Here is a 16,070-nt window from a genome sequence, read left to right on the forward strand (position 1 = left end):
GCCGTCACTCGCCCTGGAGCTGGCCGAACGACTGGTCCATCAGGTGCTGGTTCTCCTCGGCCCAGTTCTTGGCGGCCTGCAGCTCCTGACCGGATCCGGCCTCCTGGATCGCATTCTCCAGATCTCCGAGCTGCACGTCGGTCAACGAGAAGTTCTCGATGACGCCGGCCAGATCCGGGAAGTCCTCACCGAATCCTTCACGGCCGATCATGTGCAGCTCCTCGGCCGTGCCCATCGAACCCTGAGGATCCTCGAGGTCCTTCAGGTCGTAGCGCGAGTACGCCCAGTGCGGGTGCCACAACGTCACGACGATCGGCTCCTCGTTCTGGATCGCCCTGTCCAACGCCGACAACATCGCCGTGGTCGACGACTTCTGCAGGGTCATCGCCGAGCCCAGATCGTAATCCGGAATCATCTCCGTCTCGACCAGCCGCGTTTCGCCCGCGCCCGGTTCGATACCGGTGATGGTGCCGTCGAACTGATCCGCGTGCTGCTTCAGGTCGGCGATCGAGTTCACATTGCGCACGTACTCCGGCACGGCGATGTTCAGCGTCGCCTGGTCGTACCAGACGCCGAGATCCTCGACCTGGTCGCGGTACTGCTCCCAGTAGTCCGAGTGCGTGGTGGGCAACCACGCGTCCTGGAACAGATCGATCTCGCCCTGCGCGACCGCCTGCCAGGTCGGCGCGACGTCGAGCTGGCGGATGTTCACGTTGTAGCCGCGTTCGTCCAGCTCGGCCTTGAACAGGTTGGCCAGCGCGATGTTCTCGTCCCACGCGATGTATCCGATGTTGAGATCGTTGTTGCCGCCTCCCTCGCCACCGCCGCCGTCGTCGTCACCACCGCCGCAGGCACCGGTGACCGTGACCAGCAGCGCCGCCAGCACAGCCGGCAGCGTCCGTGAGGTTCTCCTTCTCATCCGTCCGTCCTCCTTTTCACCGAAGGCCCGCGCCCGGTGCTCACGCCGCTCCCGCGAGCCGGCGCGCGCGACTGACCGCGGACTTCGCGGACAGCGACGCGGTAATGCGATCGAGATAGATGGCGAGGATCACGACACTCACGCCGTACTCGAATCCCGCGCCGAGCTGAAGCCGGGTCGTGGCCTCGAAGACGTCGGCCCCGAGCCCCGGCGTACCGACCATGCCGGCGATGACCACCATCGACAGCGACAGCATGATGATCTGGTTGACGCCCGCCATGATCGACGGCATGGCCAAGGGGATCTGGATCCCCGTGAGAATGCGCGCGGGGGAGGACCCGAACGCCTCCCCCGCTTCGACCATCTCGCGGTCGACCTGCCGGATACCCAGCTCGGTCAACCGCACGCCGGGGGCGAGCGCGAACATCACCGTCGCGACCACGCCCGGACCGACGCCGATCCCGAAGAAGATCACCGCCGGGATCAGGTAGATGAACTGCGGCACGGTCTGGAGGAAGTCCATGACCGGTTTGATCACCCTGCTGGCCGTGTCGCTGCGGGCGCCGAGCACACCCAGCGGCACCGCCACGATCACCGCCACGACACCGGCCAGCAGCACCAGCGACAGGGTCTGCATCGCACTGCCGAACGAGTCCAGCCCGTCCAGCAGCGCGAAGCCGACCAGTGCGGCGAGGCCGAACTTCCACCCGCGCAACCACAATGCGAGTAGCGCGAACACCAGGATCATCACCCAGGTCGGCGCCCAGGTCAGCAGCCCGGCCAACGACGTGACCGCGGAGTCGAGACCTTCCGAGATCGCGTCGAAGAATTCGCCCAGGTTGTCCTGCAACCACCCGACCAGTTCCGAGAACCGTTCCCCGAGGGGAATCCTCGGTACCTCCCAGTCGGTGACGGCCGGTACGGCACGCATCAGCGACCCTCCTCCGGTCCGGCACGATCGGGGGCGTGCTCCACCTCGCCCAGCGCGGCGAGCAGCGCCGACTGGTGTACGACCCCGATCAACACTCCGCGTTCGTCCACGACGGCCAGTGGCGCCGGTCCGGATGCCGCACTGAAGAGCTCGCTGACCGCCGTGTCCCCCTGCACACGTGTCACCGGCCGCTGTGCGGCCGCCACCGTCGAATGTCCCTGCCGGACCGACTCGGTCGCGTCGGGTTCCCGCACGGCCCCGACGGGCGCGCCCTTCTCGTCGACCACCAGCACGGTGGGCACGTGCTGGTGGTGCATCATCCGCAGCGCCTCTTCCGGGGAGGCCGACGACGGGACCGCATGGAGCGGCTTGTCCATCACCGACCGCGCCGTGAGCACCCTGGCGCGGTCGACGTCGCGCACGAACTCGGAGACGTAGTCGTCGGCGGGTGCCGTGAGGATGGCCTCGGCCGTGCCGATCTGCACGATCCTGCCGCGCCGCATGACCGCGATCCGGTCACCGAGCCGCATCGCCTCGTTGAGGTCGTGCGTGATGAACACGATCGTCTTGCCGAGCTGCTGCTGCAACGTGAGCAGCTGATCCTGCATCTCCCGGCGGATCAGCGGGTCCAGGGCGCTGAACGCCTCGTCCATCAGCAGTACGTCCGTGTCGGCGGCGAGTGCCCGCGCGAGGCCGACCCGCTGCTGCATACCGCCGGACAGCTGCTCGGGAAGCCGGTTCTCCCAGCCGTCGAGCCCGACCAACGACAGCGATTCCTGTGCCCGCTCGAGCCGCTCCTGTTTGCTCTTCCCCTGTACCTGCAGCCCGTATGCGGCGTTCTGCAGCACGGTGCGGTGAGGAAACAGGGCGAAATGCTGAAAGACCATGCTCATGTGCCGCTTGCGCATGTCGCGAATCTGCCGGGCCGACATGGCGGTCAGCTCGACGTCGTCCAGATAGACCCGACCGTGGGTCACGGGAAGGATTCCGTTCAACATCCGCAGCAGTGTCGATTTACCCGATCCGGAAAGCCCCATCACCACGAAAATCTCGCCGGAACGCACGTCGAACGACACATCCACGACGGCCGCGGTGGTGCCCGGCACGGCCGCGTCCACGGAACCGCCCTCACGCAGCAGGACGCTCACCGCCTCGTCGGCACGGCGGCCGAACACCTTGTAGAGGTCTTCCACCTGAATAGAAGAAACCATGGTCCAGCCTCCCGGCGGGGACGAGGAAAACCGTCCTCCACCTTAGTATCCATTCCGGAAACAAGCCGGGTGAACTACTTCCTGCAACCCTTCGAAAACAATCCGTCACCACACCGAAAATTGATACGATACAAAAATGGGAAAATCACGACGATTCCGCGTGCTTTTCGACAATCGATCACCGGAGGTGCCCCCGGACCGGCGCGGCCGCCACTGCCCCGGGCGGGCCGACATCGGGCAGCGGCGGACAGCGGATCCGCAACATCCGCGCACCTGCCGGGAGGCGTGCATTCCCATTGGCACACACGAGATCCACGGAAGGGCTGGACCGTTCGGATCGGCTGCCTCGACCGCACGGCCAAGGCCACCGAGCGAGCATCCTGTTGATCACGCCCGGGTAACGCACTGTTCACTGTCCAGCAGACCTTCGTCGGTTCTTTCATTTCACTCTGTCGTGTGAAAGTGAAATCCGCCCCTGTGCGACGACAGCAGAAACGAGGTCCCGGTATGCGGACACGTATCACCCGGTGGGCGGTAGGAGCCCTGTCGGCTTTCGCCGTCACCGCGGGGATGCTCGCGCCGATCCCGGCAACGGCAGACGTACCGGCCGGTTACTACGACGCAGCCGAAGGCCTGACCGGCGGCGAGCTGAAGACCGCGCTCAACGACATCATCAGCGACAGCACCCAGCTCTCGTACGACGAGGTGTGGGACGCACTGAAGGCGAGCGACGAAGACCCGAACGACCCGAACAGCGTCCTGCTGCTCTACAGCGGCGAGTCGCGGAGCAAGGACGCCAACGGCGGCAGTGTCGGCGACTGGAACCGCGAGCACGTCTGGGCCAAATCGCACGGCGACTTCGGCACATCCGGACCCGGCGCCGACGCCCACCATCTGCGCCCGACGGATGTGCAGGTCAACAGCATCCGCGGCAACAAGGACTTCGACAACGGCGGTGGCGAGGTCGACGGGGCGCCCGGCAACTTCACCGACGACGACTCGTACGAACCGCGCGACGAGGTCAAGGGCGATGTCGCCCGCATGATCTTCTACATGGCGGTGCGCTACGAGGGCGAGGGCGGTGCTCCCGACCTCGAGCTCAACGACGAGGTGGACAACGGATCGCAGCCACTGATGGGCCGCAGCTCCGTGCTCCTCCAATGGCACTCCGCCGACCCCGTGAGCGACGTCGAACGCACGCGCAACGACGTCATCTACGAGCAGTTCCAGGACAATCGGAACCCGTTCATCGACCACCCCGAATGGGCGGGCGAGATCTTCGGCGACGGTTCCACGCCGGATCCCGATCCCGAGCCGGAACCCGAACCGGGCTGCGGCTCGGCCCCGGAGCTGGAGACCGTCGCCTTCTCGTCGCTGCCCTGGGACGCGCGGATGACCATCGAGGACGTCCAGAACGGCCGGACGGGCGAGACCTACGAGAACCGTGAAGGCGTCCTGCCGGACTGCGAGGACGGCTATTACGACCTGTTCCACGTCGGCTACGAAGACCGGGTGATCGCCGGCGACGGCGGCGAGTTCTACTACACGCCGGACTACTACGAGACGTTCCAGTCCGTCGATCTGGACTCCTGACGCCGCGGCCGCACCGGCGGCGGCATCGGACCGGCGGGGCCGGTTCCCGCACTGCGCGGGGACCGGCCCCGTTTCCGTGCGAGGCCGGGAACCGGCGCGCCGGATCCGGGCGAGTCCCGCTGCGGCTCGAGTCAGGACACCGCGTGGTGCGCGTTGTCCGCAGCCGGGTCCGCGGCGGGCGGCAGGTCGCGATCGATGTGGTCGGCGTGGAACAGTGCCTGCGCGAGCAAGCCGCGCACATGGTTGTTGGCCGCCGAGTAGTACACGAACGTACCTTCGCGCCGTCCGGTCACCAGACCGGCGAGCCGCAGTTTCGCCAAGTGCTGACTCACCGCCGTCGGAGCGGCACCGGCGAGCTCGGCCAGGCACGCGACCGACGACTCGCCCTGCAGCAACGCCCACAGCACCTTGATCCGCGTCGGGTCGGCGAGCAACCGGAACGTCTCCGCGGCCAGGTCGACCTGCTCGTCGTTCGGCATGTCGAAATCGGGCACGGAACTGTGCATGCCGGACACGATACGGCATCTCACCATACTTACGCACTTGCTTATCTGCGTGAATACGCAGATAGTGATCCTGTGACACGTCAGCACGCACACCACGAACCCGAGGATCACGGGCACGGGCACGGGCACGGGCACGGGCACGGGCACGGCAGGAGTGTCGCCGCCCGGCTCCGGCACCTGGTGACCCCGCACAGCCACGATTCCGCCGACCGCGTCGACACCGCACTCGAAACGAGCGCGAAGGGCCTGCGCGCACTCGCGTGGTCGTTCGGCGGGCTCATGCTGACGGCCGTGGTGCAGCTCGGCATCGTGCTGATCACCGGTTCGGTGGCACTGCTGAGCGACACCATTCACAACTTCGCCGACGCGCTGACGTCGATCCCCCTGGCGATCGCGTTCGTGCTGGGCAGGCGCGCGGCATCCCGGCGGTACACGTACGGCTTCGGTCGCGCCGAGGACCTCGCGGGCATCGTCGTGGTCACACTCATCGCGGCGTCGGCGGCGCTGGCCGGGTTCGAATCGGTGCGCAGGCTCCTCGATCCGCAGCCGATGGCCCACGCGTGGGTGGCGATGCTCGCCGGGGTCGCAGGATTCGCCGGCAACGAACTCGTCGCCCGCTACCGGATCCGGGTCGGACGGGAGATCGGTTCCGCCGCACTGGTCGCCGACGGGCTGCACGCCAGGACGGACGGGTTCACCTCACTGGCCGTGGTCGTCGGCGCGCTCGGCAGCATGGTCGGATTCCCGCTGGCCGATCCGATCATCGGCCTGTGCATCACGGTGGCGATTCTCGCCGTGCTCCGGGGCGCCGCGCGGGAGGTCCTCGGCAGGCTGATGGACGCCGTCGAGCCCGACGTCACCGAGCACGTCGAGCAGACCGCCGCGGCCGTGCCCGGCGTCGGCGCCGTCCGGCAGGTGCGAGTGCGCTGGCTGGGCCACAGCCTCCGCGCCGAGCTGGATGTCGCCGTGGACGGCGCTCTCGACGTCACCTCCGCGCACGCGATCTGCCACGAGGTGGAGCGCGCACTCATCGGCGCGGTGCCCCGGCTGACCGCGGCGACGGTGCACACCGAACCCGTCGTCGGTGCGGCCGACGCGCACCGCTGAGCCCGCCGGTGCAACCGGATCCTCTGTGCGATCCGCGCCGATCCGCGCCGATCCGACACGGAACGTAGCAAGAAAGCACCCTGCGTCAGATCGACGCCTCCCCGTGATCGGATCGTTGTGGCGTTTCTCAAAGGTGCTGGACCGTCGGCGCCGCGATGCGCAGTCTCGGTCCTCTCCCCGACCCCGGTGATGCGTTTCCCCCGACGCATCCGACAACACACTTGGAGACCCCGCATGAGTGCGCCCCACGCGCTCAGACGGGCGGCGGCCGTGGTGCTGGCCTCGCTGGCACTGGTCATCGCCCCGACCTCCCCGGTCCACGGCCAGGAATCCCCCGACGACCTGGAGACCGCGCGCAGCCAGCTGAGCGAGTCCCAGGCCGCACTGGCACAGACCTATCAGCGCTACACGGACGCGCAGCGCAAACACGAGCGCGCACAGCAGGCCGCCACCCGGGCCCGCTCCCGCGCGGAGAACGCCCGCGGCTCGGCCGACGCCGCTGCCCAGCGCGTGCGCGGTATGCGCGGCGATGTCGACCGGTTCGCCTCGGCGAGCTTCCGTCAGGGCAGCACGGTCGGCTCGGTCTCGGCCTATCTCGGCGCCGAGAGCACAACCGAGATGCTGGAACGCTCGTCGCTGCTCAACGCGATCAGCGACGACCAGCTCCGCATTTTCGACCGGATGCGCGCCGCACTCGAACAGCGGCGTTCCTCCCAGCGCGAAGCGACCGACGCCCTCCGGAAAGCGTCCCGGAACGAACAGGCCGCGGCCTCGGCGAAGGCCGAGGCGCAGCGCGCCTTCGCCGCCGCGAAGGAGAAGAAGCAGGAGGCCCAGGCCGAGATCGACCGGCTCTCGGCGGCCACCGCAGAGGTGAGCACCGGCGGCGCCGCCAAGCCCGCCGAGGGCGAGCTCACGTCCACATACGGCGCCCGGTGGGGCTCGGTCCACTACGGCATCGACATCGCCAACAGCATCGGCACGCCGATCCACTCGACGCTGCCGGGCGAGGTGGTCGAAGCCGGCCCGGCGAGCGGCTTCGGCATGTGGGTGCGCGTGCAGCACTCCGACGGCCTGGTCTCGGTGTACGGCCACATCGACCGGGCGACCGTATCGGTGGGCCAGCAGGTCGCCGCAGGCGAGCAGATCGCCACGATGGGCAACCGCGGTCAGTCGACCGGCCCGCACCTGCACTTCGAGATCCACGAGAACGGCAACAAGATCGACCCGTTGCCGTGGCTGCGCAGCCGGGGTGTGGACATCTGACCCTGCTCTACTGCACCGGCTCCTCAGCCGAGCAGTTCGCGCGGGATGCCGTGCTCACCCGAACCGCGGCCACCGGCGACAGGCATCGATGACACGGTTGCGAGCACCGCTCCGAGACTCGGCAACCAGCGCCTGCTCGCATCCGGGGCGACGAGCCACCACGCGGCGCACTTCTGCCCGCCGTCCGGTAGCGGCACGACCGACCCGGCGGGCAGCACGCGGACACCGCCGGGCAGCGGCTGATGCGCGGATCCGAACACGTCGGCCTCGGCGAGCAGCACGGTGACGCGCTCGCGCCGGGTCGGCAGACCGAGGGCCGGGCCCGCGCAGTCGAGTTTCCGCAGGTCCGCGAGCACCGCGTCGGACAGCGCACGTGGCACGACGACGGCGGCGACACCGGAGCCGGTGATCAGTCGCTGACCACCCGCGTGCTGTTCGACGGGCCAGCCGTACGTGCCGCGGTAGTCGGGACAGGTGGCCTGGTACTCGTCCAGCTCGAGCGTCATCGCGGTCCTCCTGCGGTGCATCGTCGCTCCCACGTGCGTCCCTACGCTAATGGCACTGAGTGCCGCTAGCAAGAGTTTTCTGCTACGTTCCCGCCATGGCCGCCACCGCGTCGTCCTCGTCGACTCCGTCGTCCCTGTCGAAGCCGTCGACTCCGTCGTCCCAGCCGCCCCGGTCCGACGCATCACGACCCGGACCGCCGGGATCGCAGGAGTCGGGATCGCCACCGCCGGGATCGCCACCGCCGGGATCGCCACCGTCGAGATCGCCGGAGTCCCCTCGGCCGCGCGCCGGGCGGACCGCTGCGGGCAGGCGCAAAGTCCGCCGGACGCTCACCCACGCCGCGATCGACCTGTTCCTCGCCAACGGCTACGACACGACGACCGTGGACGACATCGCGGCGGCGGCCGGAGTCGGCAGACGTACCTTCTTCCGCTACTTCCGGTCGAAGGAAGACTCGATCTTCCCCAACCACGACGAGCTGCTCGCCGACATCGAGCGCACCCTCGCCGAATCCGACCCTGCGGCGGAGGCTCCGGTGGACGCGGTGTGCAGGGCCGTGCGACTCGTCCTCGACTCGTACCTCGCCGATCCGGACGTCTCGCTGAAGCGCTACCGGCTCACCCGCACCGTGATGTCGCTGCGGGACAAGGAGGTCGCGAGCGTCGACCGGTACCAGCGGGTGTTCACCCGCTTCCTGCGCCGGCGACTGCACGCGGCCGACGATCCGGCCGCCGACATGCGTGCCCCCATCATCGGTGCCGCCGTGGCCGCGGCACACAACCACGTGCTGCGCCAGTGGCTGTACAGCGGCGGCGAGGCCGACGCACACCGCCTCGCCGACCGGGCGTTCGCCATGGTGCGGCAGGCGAACCCGCCCTACCCGGCCGACGCCGACGCCGCCGCCGCCGAGGCGCCGTCGATCCCCACGGAACCACCCGGACCGGCCGGACCTGCGGGCCGCGCCGACCGGGCCGGCACCGCCGAGCCGGTCGTGGCCGTGCTGCACACCTCGGTACCCGCCGACGAGCTCGTCCGGCGAATCAACGCCGCTCTCGGCGACGACGCGGCCCTCACCGGCGCGCCGGCGGAGACCGCCGGCGAGGACGGAAGAAACCCTGCCCGGCCTCAGCCGACGGACGATACGCATCGACGCTAACGGCACCGCGTGCCGTTAGAGCCGATACCGGTCGACGCCACCACCTGCGGGCAACCCGGAGCGGCCGCACCGGTGCCCACCCGGCTACTCGGGTAGCGAACACGCCCAGGCCGGTTGCACCGGGTCGTCGAGCCACACCGTCTGCGCCTCGGCAGTCACGGTCAGCCCGAATCGCTCCCACGACGGCTGTCGCGAGCCGCGCGGCGCGTGATGTCCAGTCACTCATACGTGGCTCCAGCCACTCGGTACTGCGCATACCGCTGCGCGGCGTAGATCAGCTTCGGGAAGTGCCCACGCAGCCGCCACATGCCCAGCACCTCCACGGCGAACGCCGTCACCGCGTCTCGGTCGGCGGCCCGCCACGTCGGGCAGTACGCCGCCCACCGTTCAGCCGCATCGCAGTCGTGACCGGCGGCGACCAGCCGGACCGTCAGCAACGTGGGGTCCACCCACCCCGGACCGCTGGCCACCCAGCCCCAATCGACGAACCGGGCGGTGTCGCCGTACACGAGGATGTTGAGCATGTGCAGGTCCGCATGCACAACCCGGTCGCCCTCGGCGAGGTACTTGTGGCTGCGGCGCTCCTGGTCCAGCAGCAGACCCCGGTTCTGCCGCTCCCACTCGTCCAGGCCGTCAGGACGTTCGGCGAGCTGGTGCCACGGCGCGGTACGGCGCCACGGCGTGACCAACGGCTTCTCCGCGACCGGTCCGGCGGCCTGGCGTTCCGACACGACCCGCAGCACACCTACCGCCGCAGGTACGTCCGGCGACCCCGGGCTCAGGTCGGCGTGCCGCCCGGCGACCTGCTCGAACCCCGCCACGACCCAGTCGTGCCGCTCGAACGTCCACCGCAGCCGCGGGGCATGGGGTTGCAGGTACTGATTGGCCGCAACTTCATTGCGCAGCATGCGCGCACGCGCATCACCGTCGGCCACGGCCTCGACGAACGTCTCCTCGTCCACCGTGGCGACCGTCGCCAGGAAGTCCGACATCGCACCCATGATCTCGGCGGTGCTCGACACGTCCCCCAGGACCTCCTGCACTTGACCTTGCAGTTCGCCTATCCGCGCGACATCGCGTCCACTGTGGACCAGCAGGAACCCTGGCCGCGGTCAGAACTGAGACCCACGTCACGAGCTGTCCGCTGTGGGCGAAACCCGTTCGCAACAGTTTCTGTCGGTGTGCCAATCTAGACTCGGGACCTGCGCGTGGTGAGCTGTGGCGGCGCCACCGGTGACGTCACATCCGCCGGGGCCGTACGCCGGCCGCGCCGGAGCGACGGAACCGGATCAACGCCCAGGGTGCTGGAACTCCGGGTGCCGTCACGACGGGGTACCGCGCGCTCCGATCCGCCGAGCACACCAGTTCACGAGGGGGATGTATGACCGACACCGCCCACACCGATACCCCGGCCGGGGAGCCCGGGCAGCAGGATCGGCAGGCGGTGGACCCCAAGGCGCTGCTGCTGATCGGCGTGCTCGTCGCATCCGCGTTCGTCATGATCCTCAACGAGACGATCCTGAGCGTGGCGCTGCGGCAGCTGAGCCAGGAACTCGAGATCACGACGACCACCGCCCAGTGGGTGACCAGCGGGTTCCTGCTGACCATGGCCGTGATCATCCCGACCACCGGGTTCCTGCTCGAACGCTTCACCCCGAGGCAGGTGTTCCTCGCCTCGCTCACCCTGTTCAGCGCGGGCACGTTGCTGTCGGCACTCGCACCGGGCTTCCCCGTCCTGCTCGCCGGACGGGTCGTGCAGGCGGGCGGCACTGCCGTGATGATCCCGCTGCTGATGACCTCGGTCATGCGGCTCATCCCGGAGAGCCGCCGCGGCTCGATGATGGGAACGATCGGCATCGTGATCGCGGTCGCGCCCGCGCTCGGCCCCACCATCGGCGGCGCGATCCTGTCCGGCCTCGGCTGGCGCTGGATGTTCTGGCTCGTACTGCCGCTGGCGATCGCCGCGCTGCTGATCGGAGCGCGCTGGCTGCGGCTGGACACCGAGACGCGGAAGGTGCCGCTCGACGTGCTGTCGGTCGTGCTGTCGGCGCTCGGCTTCGGCGGCCTGCTGTACGGCCTGTCATCGATCGGTGAAGGCGGAGGCGGCCATGCCGTGCCACCGCTGGTGCCCATCGTCGCCGGCCTGGTGGTGCTGTCGGTGTTCGTGTGGCGGCAGCTGCAGCTGCAGCGCCGCGACCGCGCGCTGCTGGACCTGCGTCCGTTCGAGTCCCGGGACTTCGTCGTCTCGCTCACCCTGACCGGCCTGCTGTTCATGTGCCTGCTCGGGGTCGCGTCCATCCTGTTGCCGCTGTACCTGCAGACGGTGCTCGACGCGTCGGCGTTCGAAAGTGGGCTCGCGGTGCTTCCCGGCGGCCTCGCGCTCGGACTGCTGGGCAGGCCCGTCGGGTCGCTGTACGACCGCATCGGCCCGCGGCCGCTGGTCATTCCCGGCACGGTCGCCATGGCGAGCGGGCTGTGGCTGTTCACCACGCTCGGTCCCGATTCGACCATCCCCACCATCGTCGCCTATCACGTGATCATGATGGTCGGACTGGCGCTGATGATGACCCCGCTGATGACGCAGGCACTCGGCTCGCTGACCGAGCAGCTGCAGTCGCACGGCAGCGCGATCCTCGCGACCCTGCAGCAGGTGGCAGGCGCCCTCGGCACGGCGGTGTTCGTGACCGTCGCCGCGGTCGCCAGCGGCGCCGACTCCGCAGGTCCGGACGCGGACGGGCTGCGCGTGGCGTTCATGATCGCCGGCGGCATCGGTGTCATCGCAGTGGCGACATCGCTGCTGTTGGGCAAGCACAAATCGAGTGCGGCGACGGCCGGCCACGGTCACTGACGGGCCGAACCGGGCGGTGCCCACCGCCGTGCGACCTACGGCGGTGGGCACCGCCCGCCTGCATACCAGTCAGGTGCGCTGGCACCCGTGATATTCCGCGACGGCCACGCCGTCGCCGATCTGCGTGTACGTGCCGACCCCCGTGACCCTTGACCACGCGGGCAAGTTCCGCGCCAATCACGACTTCGAGGATCTGCGGTCGTTCCTCGAGCGGGTCCGTCCTGGCTCCGGCGTGCTCGTCCTACCACGAACACCCCACGTTCCTCGCCTTGCAGGCGTTCGCCGCGCTGACCGACCCGTTTCCCCGGCACCGCGACGGCCTGGCTCCAGGTGGGGACAACCCTGACTCCGGGTGGGCTCCGGGTGGGCACAGCCCTGACTCCAGGCGGGCACAACACAGCCCCCGCAAGGAACAACACGGGCCCCGGAATGCGCAACACGGCGTCCTGAGTGCAGGACACGCGACCCCGGCGTCGGGGGTTCCCCCGGACGACGTAGTGTGCCATCTTGTCCGTACAGCTTATGCGTACAAGTTCTCGGCGCGGGTGTGTCGCGCCGATGCCGACAAGGAGGCCGGCGTGAGCAACCAGGAAACTTCGCGCGTCCCGATCTTCGCCACGATGCAGCGGATCCCCGGCGGGTTGATGCTGATCCCGCTGATCCTCGGGGCGATCATCGGCACGTTCGCCTCCGGTGCCCTCGAGATCGGCAGCTTCACCACGGCCCTGTTCGCCGACAGTGCGCTGCCGCTGATCGCGCTGCTCATCTTCGCCACCGGCACTCAGGTGAGCGCGCGCACCGGCGGACCGATCCTGGCGACCGCGGGCACGCTGCTGCTCACCAAAAGCCTCATCCCCGCCGGTCTGGCCGTGCTGCTCGGCCTGTTCGTGGGTCTCGACGGCATCTTCGGCATCTCGTTGCTGGCACTGCTCGCCGCCGTCGACAACAGCAACGGCGGCCTGTGGCTCGCGTTCACCGGCCAGTACGGCGACGAGCGCGACCGCGGCGCCTACCTCGCCAGTGCGATCAACGACGGCCCGTTCCTGACGCTGATGTTCCTCGGCGCCTCCGGGCTGGGCGACATCCCGCTGCTGGCACTGGTCGGCGCCATCGTGCCGTTCCTGCTGGGCGTACTCGTCGGCAACCTCGACCCGCAGTGGCGCAAGGTGGTCGCCGGCGTTCCGAACATCGTCATCCCGTTCTTCGCGTTCGCGCTCGGCACCGGTATCGACCTCGGCGACATCGTCACCGGCGGCGTCAGCGGCCTGGTGCTCGGTGCGATCGTCGCGCCGGTGACCGGCTTCCTGGTCTACCTCGGCTACCGCTTCCTGCTGCGCCGCGGAAAGATGTCCGGCATCGGCTTCGCCGCGGGCACGACCGCAGGCAACGCGATCGCCACCCCGGCGGTCGTGGCCGCAGCCGACCCGACGTTCCAGCAGTACGTCGGCACGGCCACCGCACAGATCGCGGCGTCGGCTCTCGTCACGGCACTCCTGGCGCCGTCGATCGCCGCGTTCCTGCTCAAGCGTTCCGGGGCACTCGCGAAGCCGGACCCGGCACCGGCACCGGCCAACCCGGCGGAACCCGCATGACGATCCCCGGCAGCATGGAACGAGGCGGCACGGAACGAGGCAGTACCGGACCCGGCCGCGCGGGGACCGGCAGAGCGCCGCGCGACCACGGGCCGTGCGACGTCGTGATCGTGGCCGACGACGTCACCGGCGCGGGCGACACCGCGGTGCAGTTCGCGGAGTCGGGCTGGACGGCGGAACTGCGGTTGCAGCCGGGCACGAGCGACGCCCAGGTGATTGCCGTGAGCAGCGACTCGCGGGCGTGCACAGCCGGCGAGGCCGCCACGCGCGTCCGGCGTGCGGCGGCCGGTACGCGGGGAACCCGGCTGTTCAAAAAGATCGACTCGACGGTGCGCGGCCCGATCCGCGCCGAAGTCGACGCGCTGCTGGAGGAACTCGGCCAGGACGCCGTCGCGGTCGTGTGCCCGGCGTTCCCCGGGGTGGGACGCACGGTCGTCGACGGCACCGTGCTGGTCGACGACGTGCCCGTGAGCGACACCCCGGTGGGCCGCGACCCGGTGACCCCGGTGACCGAGAGCCACCTGCCGACTCTGCTCGGCGCGGCGCAGGTGCGGCTCGACCCGGCGGGCGGCCCGGCCGAGTGGGCCGCCCATCTCCGCGAAGCCGGGCGCGTGGTGGTGGCCGACGCCACGACCGACGCCGATCTCGACCGGATCGCACGGGCCGTCGACGCACTCGGCGAGCACGGGCTGCCTGTCGGCGCCGCGGGCCTGGCCGGTGCGCTGGCTCGCCGGTGGCACCCTGCCGTTCCCGCGCCCGCACCCACGGTGGACCCCGCACCCGCCGGCGCCGACGGCACGGTGCTCGTCGTCGTGACGAGCCTGCATGCGGCGGCTCGCACGCAGGTGCAGGTCCTCGTCGACGACGGCGCCGCACACCACGAGCCGACTCCCGGGCAACTACTCGACGACGACGCGTGGCATGCACTGCTGGCGACCCTGTCCGGCGGACCCGTGGACGGAACGGCCACGCCCCGGCCCCGCACCACGGTGCTCAGCGCTCCGGAACGCGGTGGCACGGACGTGCCACCGGATCTCGTCGCGCGCCGCCTCGCCGACGCCGCGGCCGAACTGGTCCGGACCGACAGCCCGGCGGGTCTCGTCGTCACCGGCGGCGACGGTGCCCGCGCGCTGCTGGACGGTCTCGGCAGCAGTGGCATCCGGCTCGACGCGACCGGTACCGGAGCGGGATCCGGTGTCGCGACGGGCACGGTCGTCGGTGGCTGGGCCGAAGGGCTGCCGATCGCGACCAAAGCCGGTGGCTTCGGCGAATCCGACGTGTTGATCACGGCCGCACAGGCGGTCCGCAGAAGAAGGAGTGACCGTTGACCGCTGCAACGTCGACCGCACCGACGCAGGCGCAGGTGCCGACCCTCGCCCTCACCCTCGGCGATGTCGCCGGCATCGGACCGGAGATCACCGCGCGGGCGTTGCTCGAACACGAGACGCTCCGCGGGAGCTGCCGTCCCGTCGTCATCGGTGACGCCGACGCCCTGCGCCGCGCGGTCTCCGACGTCCTCGGCCTCGACCCGGACGTCGTCCGCGTGATCGACCGTCCCGCCGACGCGACGAACGACCCCGGCGTCATCGAGGTCGTCCAGGAAGGACCGTCGCTCGGTCACGTGCCGTACGGCGAGCTCAGCGCCGACGCCGGCGACGGCGCGGCACGGTTCGTGATGCGGGCGTGCGCGCTCGCACGCGCCGGCGAGGTCGACGGCATCGTGACGGCCCCGCTCAACAAGGCCGCGATGCACGAGGGCGGGCACAACTGGCCCGGTCACACCGAGCTGCTCGCGCACGAGTTCGGCGTCGACAACTTCAGCCTCGTGCTGTCGGCCGGTGAGCTGTACTTCTTCCACCTCACGACGCACGTGTCGTTGCGGGACGCGATCACCGGCGTGACCGCGGAGCGGACGGACAACGTGCTGCGGCTCGCCGGCTCGTTCGCCGGCGCGCTCGGGAACCCCGACGAGGCGATCGGGCTCGCCGGCCTCAACCCGCACGCCGGCGAGAACCGGCTCTTCGGCGACGAGGACGCCGACGTGCTCGAACCAGCCGTGCAGCGCGCCAGAGCCGACGGCGTCAACGCCGTCGGGCCGTTGCCGGCCGACGCGCTCATCCCCCAGGCCGTGAACGGACGATGGCGCTTCGTCGTCGCCTGTTACCACGATCAGGGGCACGCGCCGTTCAAGGCGGTCTACGGCGACGACGGCGTGAACATCACGGTCGGACTGCCCGTGGTGCGTGTCTCGGTCGATCACGGCACGGCCTTCGACATCGCGGGCAAGGGCCTCGCACGCGAGGCCAGCCTGGTACTCGCAGCCCGCCGGGCCGCCGAGCTCGCGCCCGGCTGGCACCGGGTGTGGGAGACGGCCAGGACGGGGTCGGTCTCGTGATCGCCCGGACGTCACCGGCCTGCCACGCCGGCGCCCGGACGG

The 16,070-nt window shown here is 69.9% G+C and carries 14 protein-coding genes and 1 pseudogene; 8 read left to right on the plus strand and 7 right to left on the minus strand.

The genetic code is table 11. The annotated features are described in order from the left end of the window. Positions 1-4 precede the first annotated feature (4 nt). From LY41_RS19610 to LY41_RS19620, 3 genes are read right to left on the minus strand one after another with little or no spacing between them, the layout of a single operon-like run. Positions 5-919 carry a glycine betaine ABC transporter substrate-binding protein gene (locus tag LY41_RS19610; protein ID WP_253865650.1) on the minus strand — a complete coding sequence of 305 codons (915 nt, stop codon included), beginning with the start codon at positions 917-919 and terminating at the stop codon, positions 5-7. Positions 920-959: 40 nt separating this feature from the next. Beyond that, positions 960-1,850 (minus strand): ABC transporter permease, encoded by an 891-nt coding sequence (locus tag LY41_RS19615; protein ID WP_253865651.1) that lies wholly within the window; start codon positions 1,848-1,850, stop codon positions 960-962. Further along, entirely contained in the window at positions 1,850-3,061 is a 1,212-nt protein-coding gene (locus LY41_RS19620; RefSeq protein WP_253865652.1) for a quaternary amine ABC transporter ATP-binding protein, read from the minus strand. The genes LY41_RS19615 and LY41_RS19620 overlap by 1 nt, the downstream gene beginning before the upstream one ends. Before the next feature lie 507 nt (positions 3,062-3,568). Here LY41_RS19620 and LY41_RS19625 point away from each other — a divergent pair. After that, a pseudogene (locus LY41_RS19625) lies at positions 3,569-4,345 on the plus strand (endonuclease I family protein); the annotation flags it as partial. A 440-nt stretch (positions 4,346-4,785) separates the two neighbouring features. Here LY41_RS19625 and LY41_RS19635 read toward each other — a convergent pair. Beyond that, positions 4,786-5,160 carry an ArsR/SmtB family transcription factor gene (locus LY41_RS19635; protein ID WP_183653987.1) on the minus strand — a complete coding sequence of 125 codons (375 nt, stop codon included), beginning with the start codon at positions 5,158-5,160 and terminating at the stop codon, positions 4,786-4,788. 72 nt (positions 5,161-5,232) lie between these two features. On the opposite strand from LY41_RS19635, the gene LY41_RS19640 reads away from it, so the two are divergent. Next, positions 5,233-6,267 (plus strand): cation diffusion facilitator family transporter, encoded by a 1,035-nt coding sequence (locus tag LY41_RS19640; protein ID WP_253865653.1) that lies wholly within the window; start codon positions 5,233-5,235, stop codon positions 6,265-6,267. A gap of 234 nt (positions 6,268-6,501) precedes the next feature. Then, positions 6,502-7,530, plus strand: coding sequence for a M23 family metallopeptidase (locus tag LY41_RS19645; protein WP_253865654.1), 1,029 nt, complete (start codon positions 6,502-6,504; stop codon positions 7,528-7,530). Between the two features lie 23 nt (positions 7,531-7,553). Here the strand turns inward: LY41_RS19645 and LY41_RS19650 are convergent, their stop codons facing one another. Further along, entirely contained in the window at positions 7,554-8,036 is a 483-nt protein-coding gene (locus LY41_RS19650) for a hypothetical protein (protein ID WP_253865655.1), read from the minus strand. Positions 8,037-8,118: 82 nt separating this feature from the next. Next, the gene (locus tag LY41_RS19655; protein ID WP_253865896.1) at positions 8,119-8,400 is read right to left on the minus strand and encodes a hypothetical protein; all 282 of its coding nucleotides are present in this window, start codon (positions 8,398-8,400) and stop codon (positions 8,119-8,121) included. Between the two features lie 19 nt (positions 8,401-8,419). On the opposite strand from LY41_RS19655, the gene LY41_RS19660 reads away from it, so the two are divergent. After that, positions 8,420-9,193: a TetR family transcriptional regulator gene (locus tag LY41_RS19660; RefSeq protein ID WP_308292280.1), complete on the plus strand. Its 774-nt coding sequence runs from the start codon at positions 8,420-8,422 to the stop codon at positions 9,191-9,193. 218 nt (positions 9,194-9,411) lie between these two features. On the opposite strand, the gene LY41_RS19665 is transcribed toward LY41_RS19660, so the two are convergent. Next, entirely contained in the window at positions 9,412-10,215 is an 804-nt protein-coding gene (locus LY41_RS19665) for a hypothetical protein (protein ID WP_253865656.1), read from the minus strand. A 359-nt stretch (positions 10,216-10,574) separates the two neighbouring features. Here LY41_RS19665 and LY41_RS19670 point away from each other — a divergent pair, with 359 nt between their 5' ends. The 4 genes from LY41_RS19670 to pdxA all read left to right on the plus strand — a co-directional run bounded on the left by LY41_RS19670 (position 10,575) and on the right by pdxA (position 16,028). Then, positions 10,575-12,041 (plus strand): MDR family MFS transporter, encoded by a 1,467-nt coding sequence (locus LY41_RS19670; RefSeq protein ID WP_253865657.1) that lies wholly within the window; start codon positions 10,575-10,577, stop codon positions 12,039-12,041. 578 nt (positions 12,042-12,619) lie between these two features. After that, positions 12,620-13,633 (plus strand): 2-keto-3-deoxygluconate permease, encoded by a 1,014-nt coding sequence (locus LY41_RS19675; RefSeq protein WP_253865658.1) that lies wholly within the window; start codon positions 12,620-12,622, stop codon positions 13,631-13,633. Continuing rightward, complete coding sequence (locus LY41_RS19680) at positions 13,630-14,961, plus strand: four-carbon acid sugar kinase family protein (RefSeq protein WP_253865659.1); 1,332 nt, start codon at positions 13,630-13,632, stop codon at positions 14,959-14,961. The genes LY41_RS19675 and LY41_RS19680 overlap by 4 nt, the downstream gene beginning before the upstream one ends. Next, positions 14,958-16,028 (plus strand): 4-hydroxythreonine-4-phosphate dehydrogenase PdxA, encoded by a 1,071-nt coding sequence (gene pdxA / locus LY41_RS19685; protein ID WP_253865660.1) that lies wholly within the window; start codon positions 14,958-14,960, stop codon positions 16,026-16,028. Before LY41_RS19680 ends, pdxA begins: the two co-directional genes overlap by 4 nt. Positions 16,029-16,070: the final 42 nt, after the last annotated feature.

It is taken from the genome of Prauserella halophila, from assembly GCF_024171895.1.
Lineage (GTDB): Bacteria > Actinomycetota > Actinomycetes > Mycobacteriales > Pseudonocardiaceae > Prauserella > Prauserella halophila.